At 61.3% G+C, this 24,196-nt stretch carries 23 protein-coding genes; 7 read left to right on the plus strand and 16 right to left on the minus strand.

Features of this window, described 5'->3' with window-relative positions; translation table 11 throughout:
• Window positions 1-131 precede the first annotated feature (131 nt).
• From B0H98_RS09210 to phnD, 5 genes are all read right to left on the minus strand, one after another.
• Window positions 132-563, minus strand: a complete 432-nt coding sequence (locus B0H98_RS09210) for a host attachment protein (RefSeq protein WP_106374818.1) — start codon at window positions 561-563, stop codon at window positions 132-134.
• Window positions 564-680: 117 nt separating this feature from the next.
• Window positions 681-1,490, minus strand: a complete 810-nt coding sequence (phnE, locus tag B0H98_RS09215) for a phosphonate ABC transporter, permease protein PhnE (RefSeq protein ID WP_106374774.1) — start codon at window positions 1,488-1,490, stop codon at window positions 681-683.
• Window positions 1,484-2,296 (minus strand): phosphonate ABC transporter, permease protein PhnE, encoded by an 813-nt coding sequence (gene phnE, locus B0H98_RS09220; RefSeq protein WP_106374775.1) that lies wholly within the window; start codon window positions 2,294-2,296, stop codon window positions 1,484-1,486. Before phnE (B0H98_RS09220) ends, phnE (B0H98_RS09215) begins: the two co-directional genes overlap by 7 nt.
• On the minus strand, window positions 2,283-3,080 hold the full coding sequence (gene phnC, locus B0H98_RS09225) for a phosphonate ABC transporter ATP-binding protein (protein ID WP_106374776.1): 798 nt from the start codon (window positions 3,078-3,080) through the stop codon (window positions 2,283-2,285). The genes phnE (B0H98_RS09220) and phnC overlap by 14 nt, the downstream gene beginning before the upstream one ends.
• Window positions 3,081-3,132: 52 nt before the next feature.
• A complete protein-coding gene (gene phnD / locus B0H98_RS09230) occupies window positions 3,133-4,125 on the minus strand; it encodes a phosphate/phosphite/phosphonate ABC transporter substrate-binding protein (RefSeq protein ID WP_106374777.1) in 993 nt (330 codons plus the stop codon).
• 180 nt (window positions 4,126-4,305) lie between these two features.
• On the opposite strand from phnD, the gene B0H98_RS09235 reads away from it, so the two are divergent.
• Complete coding sequence (locus tag B0H98_RS09235) at window positions 4,306-4,902, plus strand: histidine phosphatase family protein (protein WP_106374778.1); 597 nt, start codon at window positions 4,306-4,308, stop codon at window positions 4,900-4,902.
• A gap of 11 nt (window positions 4,903-4,913) precedes the next feature.
• Here the strand turns inward: B0H98_RS09235 and B0H98_RS09240 are convergent, their stop codons facing one another.
• The 7 genes from B0H98_RS09240 to hemE form a co-directional block, all read right to left on the minus strand.
• A complete protein-coding gene (locus B0H98_RS09240; protein WP_087111260.1) occupies window positions 4,914-5,642 on the minus strand; it encodes an amino acid ABC transporter ATP-binding protein in 729 nt (242 codons plus the stop codon).
• Window positions 5,643-5,739: 97 nt separating this feature from the next.
• Entirely contained in the window at window positions 5,740-6,840 is a 1,101-nt protein-coding gene (locus B0H98_RS09245; protein ID WP_106374779.1) for an amino acid ABC transporter permease, read from the minus strand.
• A gap of 20 nt (window positions 6,841-6,860) precedes the next feature.
• On the minus strand, window positions 6,861-8,051 hold the full coding sequence (locus B0H98_RS09250; protein ID WP_106374780.1) for an amino acid ABC transporter permease: 1,191 nt from the start codon (window positions 8,049-8,051) through the stop codon (window positions 6,861-6,863).
• A gap of 84 nt (window positions 8,052-8,135) precedes the next feature.
• The gene (locus B0H98_RS09255; protein ID WP_106374781.1) at window positions 8,136-9,155 is read right to left on the minus strand and encodes an amino acid ABC transporter substrate-binding protein; all 1,020 of its coding nucleotides are present in this window, start codon (window positions 9,153-9,155) and stop codon (window positions 8,136-8,138) included.
• Window positions 9,156-9,382: 227 nt separating this feature from the next.
• Window positions 9,383-10,393, minus strand: a complete 1,011-nt coding sequence (locus B0H98_RS09260) for an amino acid ABC transporter substrate-binding protein (protein WP_106374782.1) — start codon at window positions 10,391-10,393, stop codon at window positions 9,383-9,385.
• An 84-nt stretch (window positions 10,394-10,477) separates the two neighbouring features.
• Complete coding sequence (speE, locus tag B0H98_RS09265; RefSeq protein ID WP_106374783.1) at window positions 10,478-11,338, minus strand: polyamine aminopropyltransferase; 861 nt, start codon at window positions 11,336-11,338, stop codon at window positions 10,478-10,480.
• The gene (hemE, locus tag B0H98_RS09270; RefSeq protein ID WP_106374784.1) at window positions 11,338-12,450 is read right to left on the minus strand and encodes a uroporphyrinogen decarboxylase; all 1,113 of its coding nucleotides are present in this window, start codon (window positions 12,448-12,450) and stop codon (window positions 11,338-11,340) included. Before hemE ends, speE begins: the two co-directional genes overlap by 1 nt.
• Before the next feature lie 315 nt (window positions 12,451-12,765).
• Between hemE and ribA the strand changes: the two genes are divergently transcribed.
• From ribA to trhA, 4 genes are all read left to right on the plus strand, one after another.
• On the plus strand, window positions 12,766-13,401 hold the full coding sequence (gene ribA / locus B0H98_RS09275; protein ID WP_106374785.1) for a GTP cyclohydrolase II: 636 nt from the start codon (window positions 12,766-12,768) through the stop codon (window positions 13,399-13,401).
• Between the two features lie 127 nt (window positions 13,402-13,528).
• A complete protein-coding gene (locus B0H98_RS09280; RefSeq protein WP_106374786.1) occupies window positions 13,529-14,698 on the plus strand; it encodes a zinc-dependent alcohol dehydrogenase in 1,170 nt (389 codons plus the stop codon).
• Window positions 14,699-14,719: 21 nt separating this feature from the next.
• Window positions 14,720-15,259 (plus strand): hypothetical protein, encoded by a 540-nt coding sequence (locus B0H98_RS09285; RefSeq protein ID WP_106374787.1) that lies wholly within the window; start codon window positions 14,720-14,722, stop codon window positions 15,257-15,259.
• A gap of 159 nt (window positions 15,260-15,418) precedes the next feature.
• A complete protein-coding gene (trhA, locus tag B0H98_RS09290) occupies window positions 15,419-16,090 on the plus strand; it encodes a PAQR family membrane homeostasis protein TrhA (protein ID WP_106374788.1) in 672 nt (223 codons plus the stop codon).
• A gap of 11 nt (window positions 16,091-16,101) precedes the next feature.
• Here trhA and B0H98_RS09295 read toward each other — a convergent pair whose 3' ends face one another.
• From B0H98_RS09295 to aptA, 3 genes are all read right to left on the minus strand, one after another.
• On the minus strand, window positions 16,102-16,731 hold the full coding sequence (locus B0H98_RS09295) for a glutathione S-transferase family protein (RefSeq protein ID WP_106374789.1): 630 nt from the start codon (window positions 16,729-16,731) through the stop codon (window positions 16,102-16,104).
• Between the two features lie 169 nt (window positions 16,732-16,900).
• Window positions 16,901-18,391 carry a CoA-acylating methylmalonate-semialdehyde dehydrogenase gene (locus tag B0H98_RS09300; RefSeq protein WP_106374790.1) on the minus strand — a complete coding sequence of 497 codons (1,491 nt, stop codon included), beginning with the start codon at window positions 18,389-18,391 and terminating at the stop codon, window positions 16,901-16,903.
• 78 nt (window positions 18,392-18,469) lie between these two features.
• Window positions 18,470-19,813, minus strand: a complete 1,344-nt coding sequence (aptA, locus tag B0H98_RS09305) for an omega-aminotransferase AptA (RefSeq protein ID WP_106374791.1) — start codon at window positions 19,811-19,813, stop codon at window positions 18,470-18,472.
• Between the two features lie 161 nt (window positions 19,814-19,974).
• On the opposite strand from aptA, the gene B0H98_RS09310 reads away from it, so the two are divergent.
• Window positions 19,975-20,898 (plus strand): LysR family transcriptional regulator, encoded by a 924-nt coding sequence (locus tag B0H98_RS09310; protein WP_106374792.1) that lies wholly within the window; start codon window positions 19,975-19,977, stop codon window positions 20,896-20,898.
• Window positions 20,899-20,903: 5 nt separating this feature from the next.
• Here B0H98_RS09310 and djlA read toward each other — a convergent pair whose 3' ends face one another.
• Window positions 20,904-21,665 (minus strand): co-chaperone DjlA, encoded by a 762-nt coding sequence (djlA, locus tag B0H98_RS09315; protein ID WP_106374793.1) that lies wholly within the window; start codon window positions 21,663-21,665, stop codon window positions 20,904-20,906.
• 205 nt (window positions 21,666-21,870) lie between these two features.
• On the opposite strand from djlA, the gene B0H98_RS09320 reads away from it, so the two are divergent.
• The gene (locus B0H98_RS09320) at window positions 21,871-24,195 is read left to right on the plus strand and encodes an FdhF/YdeP family oxidoreductase (protein WP_106374794.1); all 2,325 of its coding nucleotides are present in this window, start codon (window positions 21,871-21,873) and stop codon (window positions 24,193-24,195) included.
• The last annotated feature ends 1 nt before the right edge of the window (window position 24,196 follow it).

Raw genomic sequence — 24,196 nt, forward strand, 5'->3', positions numbered from 1 at the left:
GAGGAACATGGTCGCTCTCTAGAAGGATAAACTAATGCATGTGTTGCCACATACATACAACAGGGGTAATTAGTTTATCGGCGAGAGCGACCCATGCTTTAGTTGTATTCGATTAAAAAGCGTTGAGACGCTTAGCGTAGATCGCTGACGGCCTCCTGAATGTCTTCAAGTGACGCTTTACTAAGGTCTTTCGAGAGCGTGTGGATGACAAGCTTTTGTGTGGGGCCATCGAGTTTTTCACGCAGCAGACCCAGAAACTTGGGCGGCGCGACCATGATCAGCTTCTCCATGCTGTTGCTCACCCGGGCGTCATACAGGCACTGGGTGACTTCCTTGGCGAACATCTCGTTCTCGTGCTTCAGGGCGGTTCCGCCTTCGGCGGAGGAGCGCGAAGTCGATGACGTCGATTCGTGCACGTCGGCGCCAGGGCTATCGGTAATCAGGTCGCCTTCGTGCATGCGGCCTTCGGCGTGTACCAGGCTCTGCTTCTCTTTCAGATGAAGCGAGTCGCGCGTGAAGATACGGGCGCGAGCGGCGTCGGCTACCACGATATAGGTTGTCATCATCAAACGTCCTCCGTGTCGTTAGGGATACCTTAACCATGGCAAGCGTTTGGCATTCGGTCAACCGCTTGCCGGGTCAGGGCTGTATCAACGCATTTTGAGCAAGGCACTTTTTGATCAAAGCACCTTGCGTCTCAGCACGCTGGTCATCGCCTCACCCATCAGTACCAGTACGATGATCGCCATCAGAATGGTCGCCACTGTCGGCCAGGCAAAGGTATCAATGGCGCCCTGCAGAATGACGCCGATACCGCCCGCGCCCACCAGCCCAAGGACAGTGGATTCGCGAATGTTGATATCCCAGCGCAGAATCACGATGGCGAAAAACGCCGGCATCACCTGGGGCACGATGGCATAGACGATCACCTTGGCTTTGGAGGCGCCGGTCGCTTCCATGGCTTCCACCGGGTGGCGGTCAATCTCCTCGATCGCCTCGCCCATCAGCTTGCCGATAAAGCCGATCGAGCGGAACACGATGGCCAGAATCCCTGCCAGCACGCCGGGGCCGAAGATGGCCACGAACAGCAGCGCCCAGATGATGGTGTTTACCGAGCGGCTGGACACCAGAATGAACCGGCCAAGCCACAGGCAGGCCCGGTTGGGCGTGGTGTTCTGCGCGGCGATATAGGCCACCGGCAGGGCCAGAAAGATGGTCAGGAAGGTGGCAAGCGTGGCGATGTGCACCGTTTCGATCAGGGCATTCACGATATTGCCAAGCCCGGCGGCGCTGGGGGGCCACATGCGCGCGCCCAGTCCGGAAATCTGGTTGGGCGCATCCCACACCCAGGGCCAGAAGATATCGATATCGCGAACCGCCCAGACCACCACCATCAGGGTGACCAGCAGCACGGCAAAGCGGACAAGGCGCTCTCTGCGATCAAAACGTTGCCAGACATGGTCGGCGAGTTTCTGTGCGTGATCTACCATATCTTTTTCCTCACCCAGCCGCTCACGCCTTCGCTGAGCAGAATCACCGCGATGATCACCAGCAGAATCGCAAAGGCGAAGTCGTAGTCGTAGCGCCCGAAGGCATTCATCAAGGTGCCGCCGATACCACCGGCACCCACGATGCCTACCACCGCAGACGCCCGCAGGTTGCTGTCCAGCTGATACATGGAAAGCCCTACCTGACGCGGCAGGATCTGCGGGAAGACGGCATAGAAGAGCGTAGCCAGGTACCCGGCCCCGGCGGCGCGCATGGCCTCCACCTGGCCCCAGTCGATCTCCTCGATCTCCTCGGCCAGAAGCTTGCCCACAAAGCCGATGGAGTAGAGGGTGAGCGTCAAGATGCCTGCCAGCGGCCCGAACCCGACCGCGGCGACGAACAGAATTGCCACGATTACCGGGTGGAAGCTGCGCGAGATGATGATCACCGCACGGCCGACCAGATAGATCGGCATGGGCGCCACGTTACGCGCGGCCATCACGGCAAAGGGGATCGACAGAAAGACGCCCAGCAGGGTGGCGAGAAGAGCGATCTGAAAGCTCTCCTTGAAGCCGGTCAGGAGCAGCTCGTAGCGCTCGAGGTTGGGCGGAAAACCGCCGCTGAAGATACGCGCCGCCCGGGGCAGCCCCTCGGAAATGCGCGCCCAGTTGAACGGCAGCGAGCCAAAGGCCCATACCAGGTAAACCACCGCCAGAATGATCAACCCGTAGCGCAGCAGGGGATTGGCAATGAACGGCGGCTTTTTCCAGGTGCGCGGCGCGCTGAATGACGTCTCAGGCGGGGTCATGGGCGCGCTCCTCTGAAGGGGCGTCGCTTATCGCATCGTCCGGCGCTTCGATGCCGCCGTAAATGGCATCCAGCGCGTCTTTATTGAAATCGGCGGGCGCGCCGTCGAAGATCATCTTGCCGTGGCGCAGGCCCACGATCCGTTCGGTGTAGGTCTTGGCCTGGGCGACGTTGTGGATGTTGATCAGCACCGGCAGTGAAAGCTCGCTGGCAAGGCTCTGCAGCAGCATCATGATCTGTTCGGAGGTGCGCGGATCAAGCGACGCGGTGGGCTCGTCGGCCAGCAGCACTTCAGGCTCCTGCATCAGTGCGCGCACCACGCCGACGCGCTGGCGTTCGCCGCCGGAGAGCTCGTCGGCGCGTTTGTTGGCGTAGTGGGCGATACCCACGCGCTCCATCAGGTGAAAGGCGCGCTCGATGTCCGCCTGGGGGTAGCGCCGGGTAATCGCCTGATAGAGGTTCACGTAGCCCAGCCGCCCGGCCAGCACGTTCTCCATTACCGTCAGGCGGTCCAGCAGGTTGAAGCCTTGAAACACCATGCCGATCTTGCGCCGCGCACGGCGCAGGTCCGCCCCCTTGAGATGCACAAGCTCGGTGCCGTTCAGGGTAATGGAGCCGGAGGTCGGCTCCACCAGGCGATTGATACACCGCAGCATGGTGCTCTTGCCAGCACCGGAGGCGCCGACAATCGATACCACGCTGTTGCCCTCTACCTTCAGGTCGAGCCCTTCCAGCACGGCCTTGTCGCGGCCATAACGTTTGACCAGATTCTTGATTTCCAGCATGTCTTCGCTTCCATCGGCAGCCAATAACCGCGCCCTACGGGCGCGGCAGGTTTTACTCTTCCAGGTTTTCGGGCGTATAGCGCACGCCGTTGGCAGCCTGAATGGTGCGAATCACCTGCCAGTTATCCTTGTAATTGATGGGGATAAACTTCTCCACGCCCTCGAACTCCTCGCCAAGCTCGGTGCCTCTGAAATCGAAGCTGAAGAACGCTTCTTCGATCTTCTCGACCAGGTCCGGATGCAGGTTGTAGGCGTAGTTGTAGGAGGTGGTGGGGAAGCGGTCGGATTCGTAGATCAGGCGGACGTCATCGGTATCGTAAAGCCCGCGCGCCGCCATCCGGTCGACCACTTCCGATGCCACCGGGGCAGCGTCGTAGTCGCGCGCCACCACGCCCAGCATGGATTGGTCATGGCTGCCGGAGTAGACCACTTCGTAATCTTCATCCGGCGTGATGCCAAGTTCCGGCAGCAGGGCGCGGGGCGCCAGATTGCCCGAGTTGGAAGTGGGCGAGGTGTGGGCCACGCGCTTGCCCTTGAGGTCGGCAAGTTCCTGAATATCGGAATCCGCATGGGTGAAAAGCTGCAGGGTATAGCCGAACTGACCGTCGTCCGAGCCCATCAGGGCAAACGGCACGGCGCCGGCCAGGTTCACCGCAAAGGGCGTGGGGCCGGTCGAGAAACCCGCGATATGCAGGCGGCCGCTGCGCATGGCTTCCACCTGGGCGGCGTTGGACTGCACGGCGAAGAAGCGCACGTTACGCCCGGTCACTTCGGAGAGATGGTCGATGAAGGGTTGCCAGATATCAGAGTAGATCGCCGGGTCCTCTACCGGGGTGTAGGCAAAAATCAGCGTATCGGGGTTGGCCCACTGGGCTTCATCGGCTGGGCGGTCCGCGACCATGTCGCCATCTTCGTCACAGTAGATGCTATCCAGGTCGCCGCGTTCGCAGTCGGCGTAGGCGTGAGTGGAGAGCAGGGCAAGGGGCAATAGTGCGGCCGCGGTGAGCAGAGCAAGCGGGCGCTTGGGGAAGAGCGTGCGAGTCATGAGATGCCTCATTGTTGAGTTATTTTTGTGGTCTTGCGATGGGTCGCTATGCTAATGGTGTTCCTTTCCATGCCTTTGGCCCGGATAAAGGGCGTCTGGCGTTTCGAAAGTGCACATTTAGCCGTTGTAATAGTTATTTTCGAAAATCGACACTTTCAATCTAGGGTTTGTGACAAAGTTATGTCAAACACTTTCCTTGCCACCTCAGACCATTGGCGCAATCGCTATCTGTTGATGCGCCACGGTCATAGCCAGGCAAACCAGCAGGCGTTGATCGTCAGCAGCCCCGAGCGGGGCATTGATGCCTTCGGGCTTTCCGAAACCGGCGAGCAGCAGCTGGCAAGCATCGTGGATACGTGGCCCTGGCCTGTGCCTACCCGGGTGGTGCACTCCGATTTTCTGCGCACCACGCAGACCGCCGCCCGGGTCGCCAATGCCTTCGAGCTTGCGATGACCCCGGACAAACGTCTGCGCGAGCGTTTTTTCGGTGAGCTGGAGGGCGGTTCGGATGCGCGCTATCCGGATGTGTGGGCACTGGACGCCGAAAGCGCCGAGCACGGCACTCATAAGGTAGAGGCAGTGGGTGCAGTGGCTGCACGCATGATGGCGGTGCTTGAAGAGTGGGAGCGTAAGGCGGAAGGCGAAACCATTCTGATCGTGAGCCACGGCGACCCGCTGCAGATCTTGCTGACCGCACTGAAAGGCAGGCCGCTCACCCAGCATCGTGAGCAGCCTGCCCTGTTACCCGCCAGTATTACTCAGGTAGGCATGCCTTGAGCGTTTGAAGATCAGTGCCCCAGAATCTGGCTCAGGAACAGCTGGGTGCGCTCGGACTGCGGGTTATTGAAGAACGGTTCCGGCGCGTTTTCTTCGATGATCTGCCCCTGATCCATGAAGATCACCCGGTCGGCGACGGTCTTGGCAAAGCCCATCTCGTGGGTGACGCACAGCATGGTCATGCCCTCTTCGGCAAGTTCGACCATGACGTCCAGCACTTCCTTGATCATTTCCGGGTCAAGGGCGGAGGTGGGCTCGTCAAACAGCATCACGTCCGGATGCATGCACAGCGAGCGCGCAATCGCCACGCGCTGCTGCTGGCCGCCGGATAGCTGGCCGGGATACTTTTTCGCCTGCTCGGCAATGCGCACGCGCTCGAGATAGCGCATGGCCTGCTCTTCGGCTTCCCGGCGCGGCTTCTTCTGTACCCACATGGGTGCGATGCAGCAGTTCTCCAGCACCGTCAGGTGGGGGAACAGGTTGAAATGCTGGAACACCATGCCGACGCTTCTTCGAATCTGCTCGATGCGCTTCACGTCCTGGGTCAGCGGCACGCCGCCGACCACGATATCGCCCTGCTGGTGCTCTTCGAGGTGATTGATGCAGCGAATCAACGTCGATTTACCCGAGCCCGAAGGGCCGCAGATAACGATCCGCTCGCCGCGTTTCACTTCGAAATCGATATCGCGCAGTACGTGAAAATCGCCGTACCACTTGTTGACGCCGCGCATTTCGACCATCAGGTCAGATTTACTTTTAGACATGCCGGTGCCAGAGAGGTTGGTGGCTGCTTGTGTCATGGTTGCATCCTTCGAATTCTTGTAGGAAAAAGCGGCGTCAGCGCTTGTGGCCGGTGTTCAGCTTGCGCTCCAGGTACTGGCTGTAGCGCGACATGCTGAAACAGAAGATCCAGAACACAAAGGCGGCAAACACGTAGCCTTCCAGCGAAAAGCCCAGCCAGTTGGAGTCGGAAAGTGCCGCCTGCACGATTCCCAACAGGTCAAACAGCCCGATGATCATGACCAGCGTGGTGTCCTTGAACAGCGAGATAAACGTATTGACGATGCCCGGAATCATCATCTTCAGCGCCTGGGGGAGAACGATCAGGCCCATGCGCTTCCAGTAGGTCATGCCGAGCGCGGCAGCCGCCTCTTCCTGGCCCTTGGGAATCGCCTGGAGCCCGCCACGAATCACCTCCGCCATGTAGGCACTCTGGAACAGCGTCAGGCCGATCAGCGCCCGTACCAGGCGGTCCACACTGATGCCCGAGGGCAGAAACAGCGGCAGCATCACCGAGGCCATGAACAGTACGGTGATCAGCGGTACGCCGCGCCAGAACTCGATGAAGATGACGCAGAAGCTCTTCACGATAGGCATGTTGGAGCGCCGCCCCAGAGCCAGTACGATGCCGATGGGCAGCGCACCGATCATGCCTACAGATGCCAGCAGCAGGGTCAGCATCAAGCCGCCCCAGCGGTGGGTGGGCACGCGGGGCAGGTCAAAGTAGCCGCCGTGAAGCAGCACGTAGGCGGCAATCGGAAAGCCTATCAGGGCAAACACCGCCACCCAGCGCTTGAACGGCAGGCGCGGAATGGCAAGCCAGGCGATCAGGGTGAAAAAACCGCCAAACACGATATTGGCCCGCCAGATCTCCGAGCGCGGATAGAGCCCGTAGATGAACTGGGTAAAGCGCGCATTGACGAACACCCAGCAGGCGCCTTCCCGCGAGCAGTCGTCCCGCGTGGTGCCTATCCAGTCGGCGTTGATGAAGGCCCACTGGATGGTTGGCACCAGCAGCAGATACAGAACGTATAGCCCGGCCAGGGTAAACAGCGTATTGAGCGGGCCGCTGAACAGGTTGGCACGCAGCCAGGCCACCGGGCCCAAGGTATTGCTGGGGGCCGGGCGCTGGTCGATCATCGTTTGATTGTGAATCATAAAGCTATCCTCACCGGCGCCTAGCGCTCGACCAGCGCCACGCGGGCGTTGAACCAGTTCATGAACATGGAAACCAGCAGGCTGATGGTCAGATACACCGCCATGGTCATGGCGATGACCTCGATGGCCTGACCCGTCTGATTAAGCGTGGTGCCTGCAAACACCGAGACCAGATCGGGATAACCGATGGCCGTGGCAAGCGAGGAGTTCTTGATCAGGTTCAGGTACTGGCTGGTGAGCGGCGGAATGATCACCCGCAGCGCCTGGGGAATCACCACCAGACGCAGCACCAGATTGCGCGGCAGGCTGAGTGCCTGGGCGGCTTCGGTCTGGCCGTGGGAAATGGCCTGAATGCCCGAGCGCACGATTTCGGCAATGAACGCGGCGGTATAGATCGAAAGCGCCATCCACAGGGCCAGAAACTCCGGAATCACGGTAAAACCGCCGCGGAAGTTGAAGCCACGCAGTTCCGGCACATCCCAGGTAATCGGCACGCCGGTCGCGACCGTGATCAACAGCGGCAAACCCATAATCAGCGCAAGCGATATCCAGCCGGCGGGAATGCGCTTGCCGGTAGCCTCCTGGCGGCGCTTGTTCCAGACACACAGCGCGATGCTTGCAACGATCGCCACGATAAAGGCCGCAGGAATCAGCCCGAAGCCGGATTCGAACAGCGGCTCGGGCAGATACAGGCCGCGCACGTTGAGAAAGATCACCTCGCCAAAGGCCATGCTGTCCCGGGCACTTGGCAGCGTGCGCAGCACGGCGAAGTACCAGAAGAAGATCTGCAGCAGCAGCGGGATGTTGCGGAAGGTTTCGATATAGGCCGTGGCCAGGCGCGCCAGCAGCCAGTTGGGCGACAGGCGAGCAATACCGACAATAAAGCCGATCAGCGTAGCTGCAATAACGCCCAGCCCACCTACCAATAAGGTATTGAGCAAGCCCACCAGAAAGGTGCGGCCGTAGGTGTCCTGAGAAGAGTAGTCGATCAGGCTTTGCACAATGCCGAAGCCTGCAGTGTTATTCAAAAAGCCGAAACCTGTCGTAATACCCCGAGCAGATAGGTTGTCCTGAACGTTACCCACGATATAGAACAGGAATACGGCAACAGCGGCGGTCAGCAGCAGCTGAAAAACAAGCGCGCGTTTAGCGCGGTCTCGCCAGAACGGTGGCTTGTGGCCAGCGGGGCGAGCGTTGGGTCTTACGGACATGGGTGGCGTCTCCGCTACACGGAAAGTCGAACAGATGGCCCGCCGCGCTTTTGATAGCGCGACGGGCCGGGTCAAGCGAGACGCTTAGCGAATCGGCGGGGCGTACTGGAAGCCACCCTGGTTCCACAGGGCGTTGGCACCGCGCTCGATCTCAAGCGGTGAACCCATGCCGACGTTACGATCAAAGCTTTCGGCGTAGTTACCCACCTGGCTGATGATGTTGTAGGCCCAGTCGGCTTCAAGACCCATGCCTTCGCCATAGTTGCCGTCCTGGCCAAGCAGGCGGGCGATGTCGGGGTTTTCGGAGCTGGTCATTTCGTCGACGTTTTCGCTGGTCACGCCGTACTCTTCAGCATTGAGCATGGCAAACAGCGACCACTTGACGATGTTGAACCAGGTGTCGTCGCCTTGACGTACTACCGGGCCCAGCGGCTCCTTGGAGATGATATCGGGAAGAATGACCGCACCGTTTGGGTCATCCAGCTGGATGCGCAGGGCCGCCAGCTGTGAGGTATCCGAGGTCAGCACGTCGCAGCGGCCAGCCTGGAAGCCGCCCACGGTCTGCTCGGACGTATCAAACACGATGGGGTCGAATTCCATGTCGTTGGCGCGGAAGTAATCGGCCACGTTGAGTTCGGTGGTCGTGCCGGTCTGGATACAGATCGCCGCACCGTCCAGCTCGTCAGCACCGCTGATGCCCAGGTCACGGCTGACCATGAAGCCGATGCCGTCGTAGAAGTTGACGCCGGCGAAGTTCAGGCCCAGCGTGGTGTCACGAGTGGTGGTCCAGGTGGTGTTACGCGAAAGCACGTCCACCTCGCCGGATTGCAGGGCGGTGAAGCGCTCAACGGCGTTGAGGGAGATGTAGTTGACGGCATCGGCATCGCCCAGTACGGCCGCGGCGACCGCACGGCAGACGTCGACATCCAGGCCTTGCCAGTTGCCGTCACCATCCGGTGCCGAGAAGCCCGGCAGGCCGTCGCTGACGCCACACTGCACGGCGCCGCGTTCAACGGTGTCTTCAAGCGTGGCGGCATTGGCGGCGCCGGTCAGCGTAATGGCACCTGCAGAGGCCAGTAGTACCCAGTGTTTCTTGTTCAACATGGTAATTCCCTTCCTCGATTAATATTGTTATGCATGCAAAGGCATGACACATAAAGCTAGCAAGGAAGGTGCCAACATGGGTACAACGCCATATTCAGCGCTTTTCAACGCAAAACGACCGTATGCCTACGAAAGTTTAGGTGCAAAAACGGGAAAACGGTTATCGCATGCTCTTTTCTGGTGCGATAACCGTCAGTAAAGCCAAAATGCAAGGGTCGAAAAAGCGTTTAACGAATGGGCGGGGCGTACTGAATGCCGCCATCTTTCCATAATGCGTTCAGGCCACGGGCGATCTTGACGTTGGAGTCCGCGCCGACGTTGCGGTCAAACATTTCGGCGTAGTTTCCCACCTGCTTGACGATCTGATAGGCCCAGTCGGCGTTCAGGCCCATGCCCTCACCGAAGTTGCCGTCCTGGCCCAGCAGGCGGGCAATATCCGGATTGTCGGAATCGGCATGCTCATCGATATTGCTGCTCGAAACGCCCAGCTCTTCGGCATTGAGCATGGCAAACAGCGACCACTTCACGATGTTGAACCACTGATCGTCGCCTTGGCGCACGGCGGGGCCCAGCGGCTCCTTGGAGATGATTTCGGGCAGAATCACTGCCATGTTGGGGTCCGCCAGCTGCATGCGCTGGGCGTAAAGCTGGGAGGCGTCGGAGCTTAGAACGTCGCAGCGCCCGGCTTCGAAACCGGCGATCGACTGCTCGGGTGAATCAAACACCACCGCGTCATAGCTCATGCCATTGATGCGGAAGTAGTCGGAAAGATTGAGCTCGCTGGTAGTGCCCGATTGGGTGCAGACCGCGGCGCCATCCAGTTCCTCGGCGCTTTGGACTCCTAAGTCGCTTGCCACCATGAAGGTCTGGCCATCGTAATAGCTCACCCCGGTAAAATGCATGCCCTGGGTGGTGTCGCGGCTCACGGTCCAGGTCGTGGTACGCGAGAGCACGTCCACTTCGCCGGACTGCAGGGCGGTAAAGCGTTCGACGGAATCCAGCGGCACGAAATCGACCTTGCCGGCATCGCCCAGGGCGGCGGCGGCAATTGCCCGGCAAACGTCGGTGTCCAGGCCACGATACGTATCGTTATCGTCCAGTGAGGAGAAGCCCGGCTGTGCGGCATTCACGCCGCAGCGCACGCTATCGCGGGACTGTACCGTTTCAAGCGTAGTGCCCAGAGCAACCGCCGGGGCCAGGGCGCACGCGCCAACGCTTATCCATTTAAGGGTTTTCATTGTTGGTTCCTTGACGTGGTGACACAAAAAAGGCCGAGCAGTGCCCGGCCTTCATCGCTTGCTGGCGCGCTATTCAGTCAGACGTCAGCCGAACGCCTTACGCATGAACGGCGGCAGTGCCAGGGCGCCCCGGTGGGCATCCGCTGTGTAGTACTGTAGCGGCATTTCGTGGTTAGCGGCAGCCTCTTCGCGGAAGCTTTCCACGTTGGTGCCTTTACCGGCAAGCGTCACGCTCCACCAGCCGGAAGGATAGACCGGCTGAGGGAAGGGCAGGGTAGCGACGCTGTCGAACCCGGCTTCGCGCATGTCGTGGCGTAGCTCGCGAATGATCGAACCGCTGTGATAAAGCGGCGACTCGCTCTGCTGAACCATCACGCCATCGGCTTTCAGAATGCGATGGCAGCGCTTCAGGAAGTCGGTCTTGAACAGGCCTTCGGCGGGGCCTACCGGGTCGGTAGAGTCGATGATCAGTACGTCGATGCTTTCATCCGCCGCGTCATCCACCCACTTCACGCCATCGGCGAACAAAAGCTCGGCGCGCGGGTCGTCGTTGGCTTCCACCAGCGCAGGGAAGAAGCGCTCGGAGGCCTTGGTCACTTCCTCATCGATATCGATCTGGGTGACTTTCTCGACGCCGGGGTGGCGCAGCACTTCTTTCAGCGTGCCACAGTCGCCGCCGCCGATGATCACCACGCGCTTGGGCGCGGGGTGAGTAAACAGCGCCGGGTGGGCAATCATTTCGTGATACAGGAAGTTATCGCGGTCGGTCAGCATCACGCAGCCATCCAGCACCATCAGGTTGCCGTAGGTTTCGGTGGCGTACACTTCCAGGTGCTGGTATTCGCTCTGCACGTCCAGCAGCTTTTCAGAGATCTTCAGCGAGAAGGCGCTGCCGTGGCTATCAAAGACTTCGGTAAACCACTGGTCGTCGCGTAATTCGCTCATCAATTGGCTCCTGAGAATGGGGTGTGTGAATGGGTCACAATGCCCTGGTGGTACTGCGGACTTAGCTCGTGCAGCGCTTCCATGAAGGCGGTGACATTATCCGGGTTGGTGAACTGGCTGATGCCGTGGCCCAGGTTGAACACGTGACCCGGGCCGTGGCCGTAGCTTTCCAGCACGCGGGCCACTTCGGCGCGAATCGCGGACGGGCGGGCAAACAGTACGTTGGGGTCCAGGTTGCCCTGCAGCGCCACCTTGTGCCCCACGCGGGCGCGGGCGCTGGAGAGCTCGGTCGACCAGTCGATGCCGAGTGCATCGGCGCCGGCGCAGGCGATATGTTCAAGCCACTGGCCGCCGTTCTTGGTGAACAGGATCACCGGTACGCGGCGTCCGTCTTGCTCGCGGATCAGCCCGGAGACGATCTGCTCCATATAGCGCAACGAAAATTCCAGATACGCAGGTGTTGAAAGTGCCCCGCCCCAGGTATCGAAAATCTGCACTGCCTGGGCGCCTGCGCGAATCTGGGCGTTGAGGTAGTCGGTCACTGACTGAGCCAGGGTATCCAGCAACTGATGCATGGTATCCGGCGTGTCGTAGAGCATGGTTTTCAGGTGGCGGAAATCCTTGCTGGAGCCGCCCTCCACCATGTAGGTCGCCAACGTCCAGGGGCTGCCCGAGAAGCCGATCAACGGCATACGGCCATTCAGTTCGCGGCGAATGGTGGAGACTGCGCGCATCACGTAATCCAGGTCGCGCTCGGCGTCCGGCACGCTGAGCGCGGCCACTTCTTCAGGGGTGCGCACGGTCTTGCGAAACTTGGGGCCTTCGCCGGTTTCGAAATAGAGCCCGAGGCCCATGGCGTCCGGAATCGTCAGGATGTCCGAAAACAGGATGGCGGCGTCCAGCGAATAGCGCTCCAGCGGCTGCAGGGTCACTTCACAGGCCAGGTCGTGGTTGCGGCACAGGTCCATGAAACTGCCTGCATCGGCGCGGCTGGCACGGTACTCGGGCAGGTAACGGCCGGCCTGGCGCATCATCCATACCGGTGTGCGGTCGACGGGCTGGCGTGCCAGGGCGCGAAGGAAACGATCGTTTTGCAAAGGTGTAGGGGTCATAAACACTTGCCCTTGGAAAATGTGCCCGCATCGTACGCAAAAACGTAGCCGGGAAACGTGACTTGGGAACCGAATAAGCGCAATTGTACTTGAAATTGCAAGCGATGATGCCCCTTGCGGACGCCAGTGAACAGGGTAGCTGAAGAATGCAGGCCTGGCTGACGCCTGCGTGGCGTAAATCGATCTCATTCGATCATTTTTCTCACGTAACAAGACCCTGGGCCGCCGTGAGCTCATGGCGACTTCCTGATAAACTGTTCGCCTTTTGCCAACACTGTTGTGGTTAACTGGTTTGGTTAATCTGCGAGGTAACCTGTGACCATTCGCTTCATTGCTGCTTCCCGGCTGCCCACCCCCTGGGCCACGTTCACCATGCACGGTTTCGAAGACGATGCGACCGGCAAGGACCACATTGCCCTGACGCTGGGTGATGTCAGCACCGCTGAGCCGGTACTGGGGCGCGTTCACTCCGAGTGCCTGACCGGCGATGCGCTGTTCTCCATGCGCTGTGACTGCGGCTACCAGTTGCAGGAAGCGCTAAAGCGTATTGCCGAAGAGGGCCGCGGCGTGCTGCTTTACCTGCGCCAGGAAGGACGGGGAATCGGGCTCTTGAACAAGATTCGCGCCTACCACTTGCAGGACCAGGGGGCGGATACGGTCGAGGCCAACGAGCAGCTCGGCTTTGGTGCCGACATGCGCCGCTATGACCTGTGCGTGCCGATGCTCGGCCATCTGGGCGTTACTGCGCTCAAGCTCATGACCAACAACCCGCGCAAGGTGGATGCGCTGACCCGTGACGGCGTCAATGTGGTCGAGCGGCTACCCATTACCACCGGCCTCAATCCGCACAACGAACAGTACCTGGCCACCAAGGCCGGAAAGCTTGGCCATATGATGGCGCTGGGTGACTTTACTCAGGCAAGCGATGTGGATATTGAGCGAAAAGGCTGAAAAATACGCATTAATGCCGTCAAAACCCCGCAAAATTGCTTTTTCTTAAACTTATTTGCCCGGCGTCTGAGCTATGGTGATACATGGCAGGACGCTAAACATGGCATCACGTTAAGGAGAAGCGACGATGAAGGCACTTTGCTGGCACGGTAAGAACGACGTTCGCTACGACACCGTTCCCGACCCCCAGATCGAACACCCCCGCGATGCGGTTATCAAGGTAAGCAGCTGCGCCATCTGTGGGTCCGACATGCACCTTTACGACCACTTCATTCCCGGCATGGAGTGCGGCGATGTGCTCGGCCACGAGTTCATGGGCGAAGTCATGGAAGTGGGCAGCGCGACCAAGGATCTTAAAGTAGGCGACCGGGTGGTGGTGCCGTTCACTATCTCCTGCGGCGAATGCGAGCAGTGCCAGCGGGGCAATTTTTCCGTCTGCGAGCGCTCCAACCGCAATAAATCCCTGGCGGATAAAGCCTTTGGTCATGGCGGTGCGGGGCTATTTGGCTACTCCCATCTGACCGGTGGCTACGCTGGCGGCCAGGCCGAGTACGTACGCGTGCCGTTTGCCGACTCCACTCATATCAAGGTGCCGAGCACCCTCACCGACGAGCAGGTGCTGTTTCTGGGCGATATTTTCCCCACGGGCTGGCAAGCCGCGGTGCAGTGCGACATCAAACCCACCGATACGGTCGCCATCTGGGGGGCGGGGCCGGTCGGCCAGTTCTGTATCCGTAGCGCCGTGCTGCTGGGTGCCAGGCAGGTCATCGTGATCGATAACGTTCCCGAGCGTCTCTCCATGGCCCAGGCGGGTGGCGCAATCACGATCAACTTCGATCACGAAAGCGTACTGGGGCGGTTACAGGAGCTGACCCATGGCAAGGGGCCGGAAAAGTGCATCGACGCCGTCGGCCTCGAGGCCCACACCACGCGCTCGCTGGATTCTGTCTACGACCGGGTGAAGCAGGCGATGATGCTGGTGACCGACCGTGCCCACGTGCTGCGTGAAATGATCTACGTGTGCCGGCCCGCCGGCGTGCTCTCCATTCCCGGCGTTTACGGCGGCCTGGTCGACAAGATTCCCATGGGCGCGCTGATGAACAAGGGCCTGACCGTGCGTACCGGACAGACTCACGTCAAACGCTGGACCGATGATCTGCTGCAGCGGATCGATGAAGGTCAGATCGATCCCTCGTTCGTGATTACTCACTCCGTCGGCCTGGATCAGGGGCCTGAAATGTACAACACCTTCCGCGAGAAGCAGGACGGTTGCGTCAAGGTCATTCTCAAGCCCTGAACGATCACACAGGAGGCAGGTATGCATCACTCACACAACACCCCGACCACGAACATGACCCGCTCGCTCAGCTCCGCCGATAAAGTCGCCCGCGGGCTTGGCTGGGTGAGCCTGGGCATGGGGCTTTATCAGCTTTTTGCCGCGCCCCGGCTTGCCCGTCAGCTGGGCATGGAAGGCCACGAGAACAAGCTGCGCGCCTGCGGCGCCCGGGAGATGATCAGCGGCATCGGCGCGCTGTCCGATAATCCCACTCCCTCGATCTGGGGTCGGGTGGCCGGCGATACGCTCAACCTTGCCGCGCTCACCTACGCGCTTCAGGACAAGCACCATCCGAAGCGTGAGAACCTGTATCTGGCCCTGGCCGCCGTTGGCGCGCTTACGGCAGTTGATGTCTGCTGCGCTCAGGCGCTTGCCAAGCGCCACGCCTATCAGGGCGGCATCACGCCAGACTACAGCCACCGCAGCGGCTTTCCCCAGGGGCTTGAAAGCGCCCGCGGTGCGGCGCGTGGCTATGAAGTCCCAAGCGATATGCAGGATGCGCTGCCCAATCCGCCTATCTGATACGCAGCGCTGAATCAGGTGCTGATGGCAAAAGACCCAGGCATGATCCGATAGAGGGTTCAAGGATCCAAGGCCTGGGTCTTGCGTGTCTGCTTTTGGCTTATAGTCGTAAGATGCCCAAGGGCGTTACTATCTGCCCAGATCCCCCGTGGAGGACGTATGAGCATGCCAGGCAGCCAACCATTAGAAGAGTTCAGCCCCCATGAGGAGCGCTGGCACAGCATCACTCACGGTATCGGCGCCGTTTTAAGCCTGGTCGGCGCGGTTGCGCTGATGGTGGCGGCCAGCCTGGCCGCGCAGGTGGACCCCTGGAAACTCGCCAGCCTGGGACTTTACGGCACTACCCTGGTGCTGCTTTACACCGCATCGACCCTGTATCACGGTATCAGCCATCAGCGCTGGAAGTCGCGCTTTCAACTGTTGGACCACTGCGCGATCTATCTCTTGATTGCCGGTACCTACACGCCGTTTCTGCTGGTGAACATGCGTGGCCCTACGGGCTGGGGGCTGTTTGCCGCCGTGTGGTCGCTGGCGCTTTCGGGCATTGCCTTGAAGCTGCTCTGGCCTGCGCGTTTTTCGGTGCTGAGGGTCGTCATCTATCTGCTGATGGGCTGGATGATCGTGCTGGCCTCCGAGGAGATGGCGGCCAGCCTTTCGACCACCGGCATCGCCCTGCTGGCCGCCGGTGGGATCACTTATACGCTGGGCGTGATCTTCTACGCGGTGCGCGCCATTCCTTACAATCACGCCATCTGGCACCTGTTCGTGGTCGCCGGCAGCGTATGCCACTTTGTCGCCGTGGTGGCCACGGTGCTGCCGCATACCGCGTAGGCGATGCCGGTTTACCTGGCGTCTGCGGCCTGCTGTTCACGCTCGGCGGCTCGCGTAAGCGCCGGGCGCGCCGAATGGCGCTTATGGTAGGCCAGCAGTGCATCCGGCAGGCGGTGCTTCATGCTGATCGCCCAGGAAAACGTGTGGGTCAGAAACAGGTCCGCCAGGGTGAAGGTGTTGCCTACCAGCGTTTCCTTGCCCTGGAAACGCCGCTCGAGGGCGCCGAGGGCGCGCTGAAACTCCCAGGCCGTAGTGGGTACGATGGCAGGCACGCGCTTGTCTTCGGGCAACGCAAAGGTGTGTTTAGCCTGATTCCAGAGCGGCTGCTCGATTTCGGTGACGATAAAGCTGAGCCACTGGTCGACCTGGGCGCGCTCGGCGGCGCTGTCGGGTAGAAGCGCTACCTTGTCGCCATGCTGCTCGGCCAGATAACGGCAGATCGCCGAAGATTCAAACAGGGTCAGCTCGCCGTCTTCCATTACCGGCACCTTGCCATCCGGGTGGCGGGCCAGGTGGGCTGGGCTTCGGCCTTCGCCCTTGTCCAGCGCCACGTGCTGGCACTGGTACTCGACGCCCAGCTCTTCCAGGGTCCAGGTGGCCCGTAGCGAGCGCGAGTGGGGGAAGCTGTACAGCGTAATCATGGCGTGCTCCTGTCGTTGTTAAGGGCGGCGTCGTTAAAGGCGGTGCTGATGTAAAAGAGAACGTCTTCAATCTAGCCGCTGCGGGGAAGGCTGTCGATGGTCTGGCCTCGCCCACGAAAAACGCGGCTCCAGGGAGCCGCGTCGGTGAGTAGTACAAGAAGAGGCCTGCTTACGCCGGGAACGCGAACTGGGCGCCTTCGCGAATGCCCGCCGAGGGCCAGCGCTGGGTAATGGTCTTGCGCTTGGTGTAAAAGCGCACCGCATCCGGGCCGTAGGCGGAAAGATCGCCAAACAGCGAGCGCTTCCAGCCGCCAAAGCTGTGGTAGGAGACCGGCACCGGAAGCGGTACGTTGATGCCTACCATGCCCACCTGAATATTGTCGCTGAAGTAGCGGGCTGCTTCACCGTCGCGGGTGTAGATACAGGTGCCGTTGCCGTACTCGTGTTCGTCAATCAACTGCATGGCCTGCTCCATCGAGTCGGCGCGCACCACCAGCAGTACGGGGCCGAAGATCTCTTCTTTATAGCAGGTCATCTCCGGCGTCACGCGGTCGATCAGCGTGCCGCCCACGTAAAAGCCGTTCTCGTACCCGGGCACGCTGACGCCGCGGCCATCCACCACCACCGTCGCCCCCTGCTGCTCGGCGCTGTCGATATAGCCCAGCACCTTCTCCTGATGCTGCTTGGTGATGACCGGACCAAAGTCGTTGCCGGCATCGGAAAACACCCCGACCTTGAGCGATTGCATCTGCGCCTGCATCTTTTCGATCAGCGTGTCTGCTGCCTTGTCGCCCACCGCCACCGCCACGGAAAGCGCCATGCAGCGCTCGCCGGAGGAGCCGAACGCCGCGCCGGTCAGCGAGTTGACCACGTTGTCCATGTCCGCATCGGGCATCACGATGGCGTGGTTCTTGGCCCCGCCCAGCGCCTGGCAGCGCTTGCCGTTGGCGCTGGCGCGGGAGTAGATATATTCGGCAATGGGGGTTGAGCCCACAAAGCTGACCGCCTGCACGCGCGGGTCGTTCAGCAGGGTATCCACGGCTTCCTTGTCACCATTCACCACGTTCAGCACGCCCGGCGGCAGGCCTGCCGCCAGCGCCAGTTCAGCGATGTACAGCGCCGAGGTGGGGTCGCGCTCGGAAGGCTTGAGCACGAAGGTGTTACCGCAGGCAATCGCCATGGGATACATCCACAGCGGCACCATGGCCGGGAAGTTGAACGGGGTAATACCCGCCACCACGCCCAGCGGCTGGAACTCGCTCCACGAATCGATGCCCGGGCCGGTGTTCTTGCTGTACTCGCCTTTTAGAAGCTCCGGTACGCCGCAGGCGTACTCCACGTTCTCGATGCCGCGCTGCAACTCACCCGCCGCGTCGTGGCTGATCTTGCCGTGCTCCTGACCAATCAGATGGGCGATCTTCTCGGCGTTCTCCTCGAGCAGCTGCTTGAAGCGGAACATTACCCGGGCGCGTTTGGCGGGCGGCGTGTTGCGCCACGCGGGAAAAGCGTTGTGGGCGGCCTCGATCGCGCTCTCGACCGTTGCCTGGCTTGCCAGGCTCACCTGGCCGGAGACCTCACCCGTCGAGGGATTGTAGAGATCCTGGGTGCGGCCTTCGCCATCGACGCGGGCGCCGTTGATAAGGTGATTCAGCGTTGTCATGGAGTACCTCGTTTGGATGCGTGGCGTCTTGATATTGTTGATAGCAGCGGTTGGTAATGACGGTGGTGAGTAAAAACGCTAGTCCAGCTCGTCGAGGGTCTCGCCCAGCATATTGATCAGGCGGTCGATCTCGTCCGTTTCGACGATAAACGGCAGGCCCAGCTGAATGGTATCGCCACCGTAGCGCACGTAAAAACCCTTCTCCCAGCACTTCATGGCAATTTCGTAGGGCCGCCTTGCGGGCTCATTGGGGTAGGGCTCGATCTGCAGCGCCCCGGCCAGGCCATAGTTGCGGATATCGCTGACGTAAGGGCGGCCCTTGAGGCTGTGCAGGGCGGTTTCGAACACCGGGCTCATGTCACGCACGCGTGGAATCAGCTGGTCATTTTCCAGTACGTCGAGGGCGGCAAGCGCGGCGGCGCAGGCCACCGGGTGGGCGGAGTAGGTGTAGCCGTGGGGCAGCTCCAGCATGTAATCCGGCCCGCCCTGCTCCATGAAGGTCTGGTAGATGGCGTTCTGCACGATCACTGCCCCCATGGGCACGGCGCCGTTGGTGAGCTGCTTGGCCACGTTCATGATATCCGGCACGACGCCGAACGCGTCGGCGCCGGTCATCGCCCCCATGCGGCCAAAGCCGGTAATCACTTCATCGAAAATGAGCAGGATCTCGTGCTGGTCGCAGATCTCGCGCAGCCGCTTCAGGTAGCCCTTGGGCGGAGGAATCACCCCGGCGGAGCCGGCCATGGGCTCGACGATCACGGCGGCAATGTTGGACGCGTCGTGCAGGGCAATCAGCTCCAGCAGATCATCGGCACGCTCGACGCCTTGCTCGGGCATGCCTTTGCTGAACGCGTTCTCCTTCATCAGCGTATGCGGCAGATGGTCGGCATCGATGCCCTGGCCAAACAGCGCCCGGTTGGCGCCAATGCCACCCACGCTGATGCCACCAAAGTTGACCCCGTGGTAGCCCTTGGCGCGGCCCAGCAGTTTGGTCTTGGTGGGCTTGCCCTTCTTGCGCCAGTAGGCGCGGGCGATCTTGAGCGAGGTATCGGCGCTTTCCGAGCCCGAGCCGGTGAAGAACACGTAATCCAGCCCCTTGGGGGTCAGCCCGCGCAGACGGTGGGCCAGTTCGAACGCCTTGGGGTGGCCAAACTGAAAGGCCGGGGAGTAATCCAGCTGGCCAAGTTGCTGGCTGACGGCTTCGGTAATCTCCGGGCGGCAGTGGCCCGCGCCGCAGGTCCATAGGCCTGACAGGCCATCGAAAATGCGCCGCCCCTGGGCGTCCTTTAAATAGCTACCCTCGGCACCCACGATAATGCGCGGGTCGCGCTTGAACTGACGGTTGCCGGTGTAGGGCATCCAGTAGGCATCGAGCTGCTCGGGGCTTAAACCGGCAGTGGGGGAAGTGTCCTGATGTGGCATGACCGCACCTCATGGTATCCGTTATGGAGTTGTTCACTGAGGTTAGCGGCGCAAAAGGATAAGTTAAATCCATAAATGGTTAATCATATGCAAGCAATTGGTTAACTTTAAGCCCTGGCAGTGCTAGCGTGGTCGAACGATAAAAAAGCGAGGAGAGGCCCATGGCGCGCCACCGGGAAGCGTTGAGCGGGCAGCTGAGTGATACGGATTTACGCCTGCTCAAGATCTACCGCAAGGTGGTCGAGTGTGGCGGGTTTTCCGCCGCCGAAATAGCGCTGCAGATCAGCCGGGCGGCCATCAGCATGGCCATGAACGACCTGGAGACGCGCCTGGGATTGCGCCTTTGCCAACGCGGGCGCGGCGGCTTTGCGCTGACCGAAGAGGGCGCCGAGGTCTATGAGGCCACGCTTCAATTGCTGGCCGCCACCGAGGGCTTTCGAACGCGGGTAAATAGCCTGCACGCCTGGCTCAAGGGCGAGCTGAACATCGGCATCACCGATAACCTGGTAACCATGCCGGACATGCACATCACCAACGCCTTGAGCGCACTGAAGGCGCGGGGGCCAGAGGTGCAGATCAATATCCGCATGATTCCGCCCAGCGATATCGAAACCGGCGTGCTGGATGGGCGCTTGCATACGGGAGTGGTGCCGGCCTTGAAATCGCTGCCGGGGCTTGTGTACCTGCCGCTTTACGCCGAGGCCTCGCAGCTTTACTGCGCCGCCAATCACCCGCTTTTCGATGCTGAAACGATTACCCAGGCGGATCTTGCCGCCTGCGATGCGGTGATTCCGGCCTACGCCCAGACCCCGGAGGTGAAGGCGCTGCACGAGCCGCTGAACGCTACGGCGTCGGCCACGGATAGAGAGGGCACGGCGTTTCTGATTCTCTCAGGCCACTATATTGGCTACCTGCCTACCCACTACGCCGAGCGCTGGGTGCGCGATGGTCGTATGCGCGCCATAAAACCCGGCCGCTGGCACTACGCTACCCAATACAGCGCTATTACCCGTAAAGGCGCGCCGCCCAACCGGGTGCTGGAGTGCTACCTGGAAGAGCTTGCGCGCCTGGTCAATCCAGCCTGAGATAATCAGCCTTCGCGGGCCTTGCGGATGCGCTCGTAGGCGTTACCGATTTCGCTGGTGCGCGCCTGGGCGACTTCGCGCATGCTCTCGGGCAGGCCCTTGCCCGCCAGCTTGTCCGGGTGGTTCTGGCTCATCAGGCGGCGGTAGGCTTTCTTGATCTCGGCGTCGCTTGCCTCCTCGGATACGCCCAGCACGCGGTAGGCGTCTTTCAGCGCCTCTTCGCTGGCACCCTGGGAGTTGGCGGCCGCGCCGTGCAGCATGGCTTCTATCTGCTGGACTTCGGCCTCGCTACAGCCCACGCCGCGGGCAACCCGCAGAATCATTTCGTGCTCGGCGGGGTGCAGCACACCGTCGGCGGCAATCGCGGAAAGCTGAACCTGCAAAAACACCTGGCGCATGACCGGCTGGTGGCGGGTCAGGCGGCCCACGCTTGCAAGCTCGGCGTCCAGGTCAAAGTCATCGGCGCGGCCGCGTTCAAAGGCGGCGCGCGCCTTGGCCCGCTGCGCGCCTTGCAGGCGCATCTGGTCCAGCAGCTTTTCAGCCACGTCCCGCTCGCCCTCGGTGACCTTGCCATCTGCCTGGCACAGGCAACCCATGACCGCAAAGATCGATTCCAGAAAGCCTTCCTGAATCCGCATGCGCGCATCCATCAGGCGCCGGCTCAGGCGTCGCCCGAGCCACCAGCCCAGGGCACCGCCAATTAACAGGCCAACGGGGCCGCCCGTGGCAAGACCAATCAGGGCAAAAAACACAATCAGAAGTAGCATGGCTCTCTCTAGCGTCAGTCGAACGGGTGTGCAGCCGGATACGGGCAAGGGCAGGGTTTCAACGAGCGGTGGGCTTTCACCAGGCGACGCGCTGCGTCGAACGTACTACTATAGTTGAAAAGAAAGCTCGCTAACGTTTGCCGCAGTGGTTGATCGCAGATGTCAGCTGCAATGCTTCCCCTCCCCCTTTTCCCATGGAGACGCTATGGCCTCGCCACATCCGGACGCCCCAAAAGGCTCTACGGTACACGATCCCAAGGTTTTTGAGTATCACAACCCGGCAGGCGGCTGGGGCGCGCTCAAGGCGGTGGGCAAGCACCTGTTGCACAGCCGTTCAGCGGCGGCCAACGCGCGTTCGCTGTTCAAGCTCAACCAGCCCGATGGCTTCGACTGCCCGGGCTGCGCCTGGGGCGACCCCGAACACGGCTCCTCTTTCGAGTTCTGCGAAAACGGCGTCAAGGCGGTTACCTGGGAGGCCACTTCCAAGCGCGTCACGCGGGATTTCTTTGCCAAGCATAGCGTCAGCGAGCTGAAGACCTGGGACGACTACCGGCTGGAGGATCAGGGCCGGCTGGTGGAACCCATGCGCTACAACGCCGACACCGACCACTACGAGCCCATTGGCTGGGACGCGGCGCTGGATCTGCTGGCCGCGAAGCTCAAGGCGCTGCCCACCCCGGATGACGCGATCTTCTACACCTCGGGCAAGGCGGGTAATGAATCGGCCTACGTGTTTCAACTGCTGACGCGGCTTTACGGTACCAACAACCTGCCGGACTGCTCCAACATGTGCCATGAAGCCAGCGGCGTCGCCCTGGGTGAGGCGCTGGGCACCGGCAAGGGCAGCGTACGGCTGAAAGATTTCGAGCACGCCGAGGCGATCTTCGTGTTCGGCCAGAACCCCGGCACCAACCATCCGCGCATGCTGGGCACGCTGCGTGAGGCCGCCGAGCGCGGCGCTACCATCGTCAGCATCAATCCGCTGCGCGAGCGTGGGCTCGAGAAATTCGCCGATCCGCAAAAGCCGCTCGAGATGCTGCATAACGGTAGCCACCGGATCAGCTCGCACTATTTCTGCCCCAAGCTTGGCGGCGACATGGCGGTAGTGCGCGGCATGGCCAAGGCGCTGTTCGAGCGTGATGCCGCCGGCGACGACGTGCTGGACCACGCCTTCATGTCTGCTCACACCGCCGAGCTTGACGGCTACCGCGCCCTGGTGGAAGCCACCGCCTGGGAAACCCTGGAGGCGCAATCCGGGCTGAGCCGCGCCGAGATGGAAGAGGCCGCTGCGCTATACGCCCGCTCCAAGGCAACGATCATCTGCTGGGCCATGGGGATTACCCAGCACGTGCACTCGGTGCCCACGGTGCGCGAAATCGTCAACCTGCTGCTGCTGTGCGGCAACCTGGGCAAGCTGGGCGCAGGCACTTCCCCGGTACGCGGGCACTCCAACGTGCAGGGCGACCGCACCATGGGCATTTTCGAGCAGCCTTCCGATGAGCTGTTGGACGCCCTGGAAGCCCGCTACGGCAAACCCATGCCCCGCGAACACGGCGTGGATTCCGTCGCCGCCGTACAGGCCATGCGCGATGCGCCGGGCAAGGTGTTCATCGGCCTGGCGGGCAACTTCACCCGCGCGATTTCCGATAGCCGGGTGACCGAAGCGGCCATGGCCCAGTGCCGCATGACGGCGTTCATCAGCACCAAGCTGAACCGAAGCCACCTGGTGACCGGCAAGGACGCGCTGATTCTTCCCTGCCTGGGGCGCACCGAGGTGGACCGCAACAAGGCCGGCAAGCCACAGCTGATCACCGTGGAGGACTCCATGAGCATGGTGCACGGCTCGGCGGGCATCAACCGCCCGGTGGACAAGGCCCTGCCTTCCGAGATCACCATCCTGACCGGCCTGGCCGAGCGCCTGCTGGGCAGCGAGGTAGTGGATTGGGCGGCCATGCGCGAAGATTACGACGTGATTCGCGAACATATCGAAGCGGTGATCCCAGGCTTCGAGAACTTCAACGAACGCGTGCGCGAGCCCCGCGGTTTCTGGCTTGGCAACCCGGCGTTCGAGCTTAAGTTTCCTACCCAGAGCGGCAAGGCCGAGTTCTCCACCGCCGAGCTTCCGGGCCAGGTGATGCACCAGCAGATGACCACCCGCGAAGGCGGTTGGCTGACGCTTCAGACCATGCGTTCCCACGACCAGTACAACACCACGGTGTACGGCTACAACGACCGCTACCGCGGCATCGAAAACGGCCGCCAGGTGATTTTCCTGAACGCCGCGGACATCGTCCGGCTGGGCTTTGAAGCGGGGCAGTGGGTGAATCTGATTGGCGAATCCAGCGACGGCATCGAACGGCGGGTAGATGGCTTCAAGATCGTGGCCTACGAAACCCCCGAAGGCTGTGCGGCGGCCTACTACCCGGAAACCAACCCGCTGATCCCGCTGGACCACAAGGGCGACCAGAGCCACACCCCGGCTTCCAAGTCGATTGCCATCCGCCTGGAAGCCAGCGCCCGGATTGCCTGAG

The organism is Vreelandella songnenensis (genome assembly GCF_003002925.1).
GTDB lineage: Bacteria > Pseudomonadota > Gammaproteobacteria > Pseudomonadales > Halomonadaceae > Vreelandella > Vreelandella songnenensis.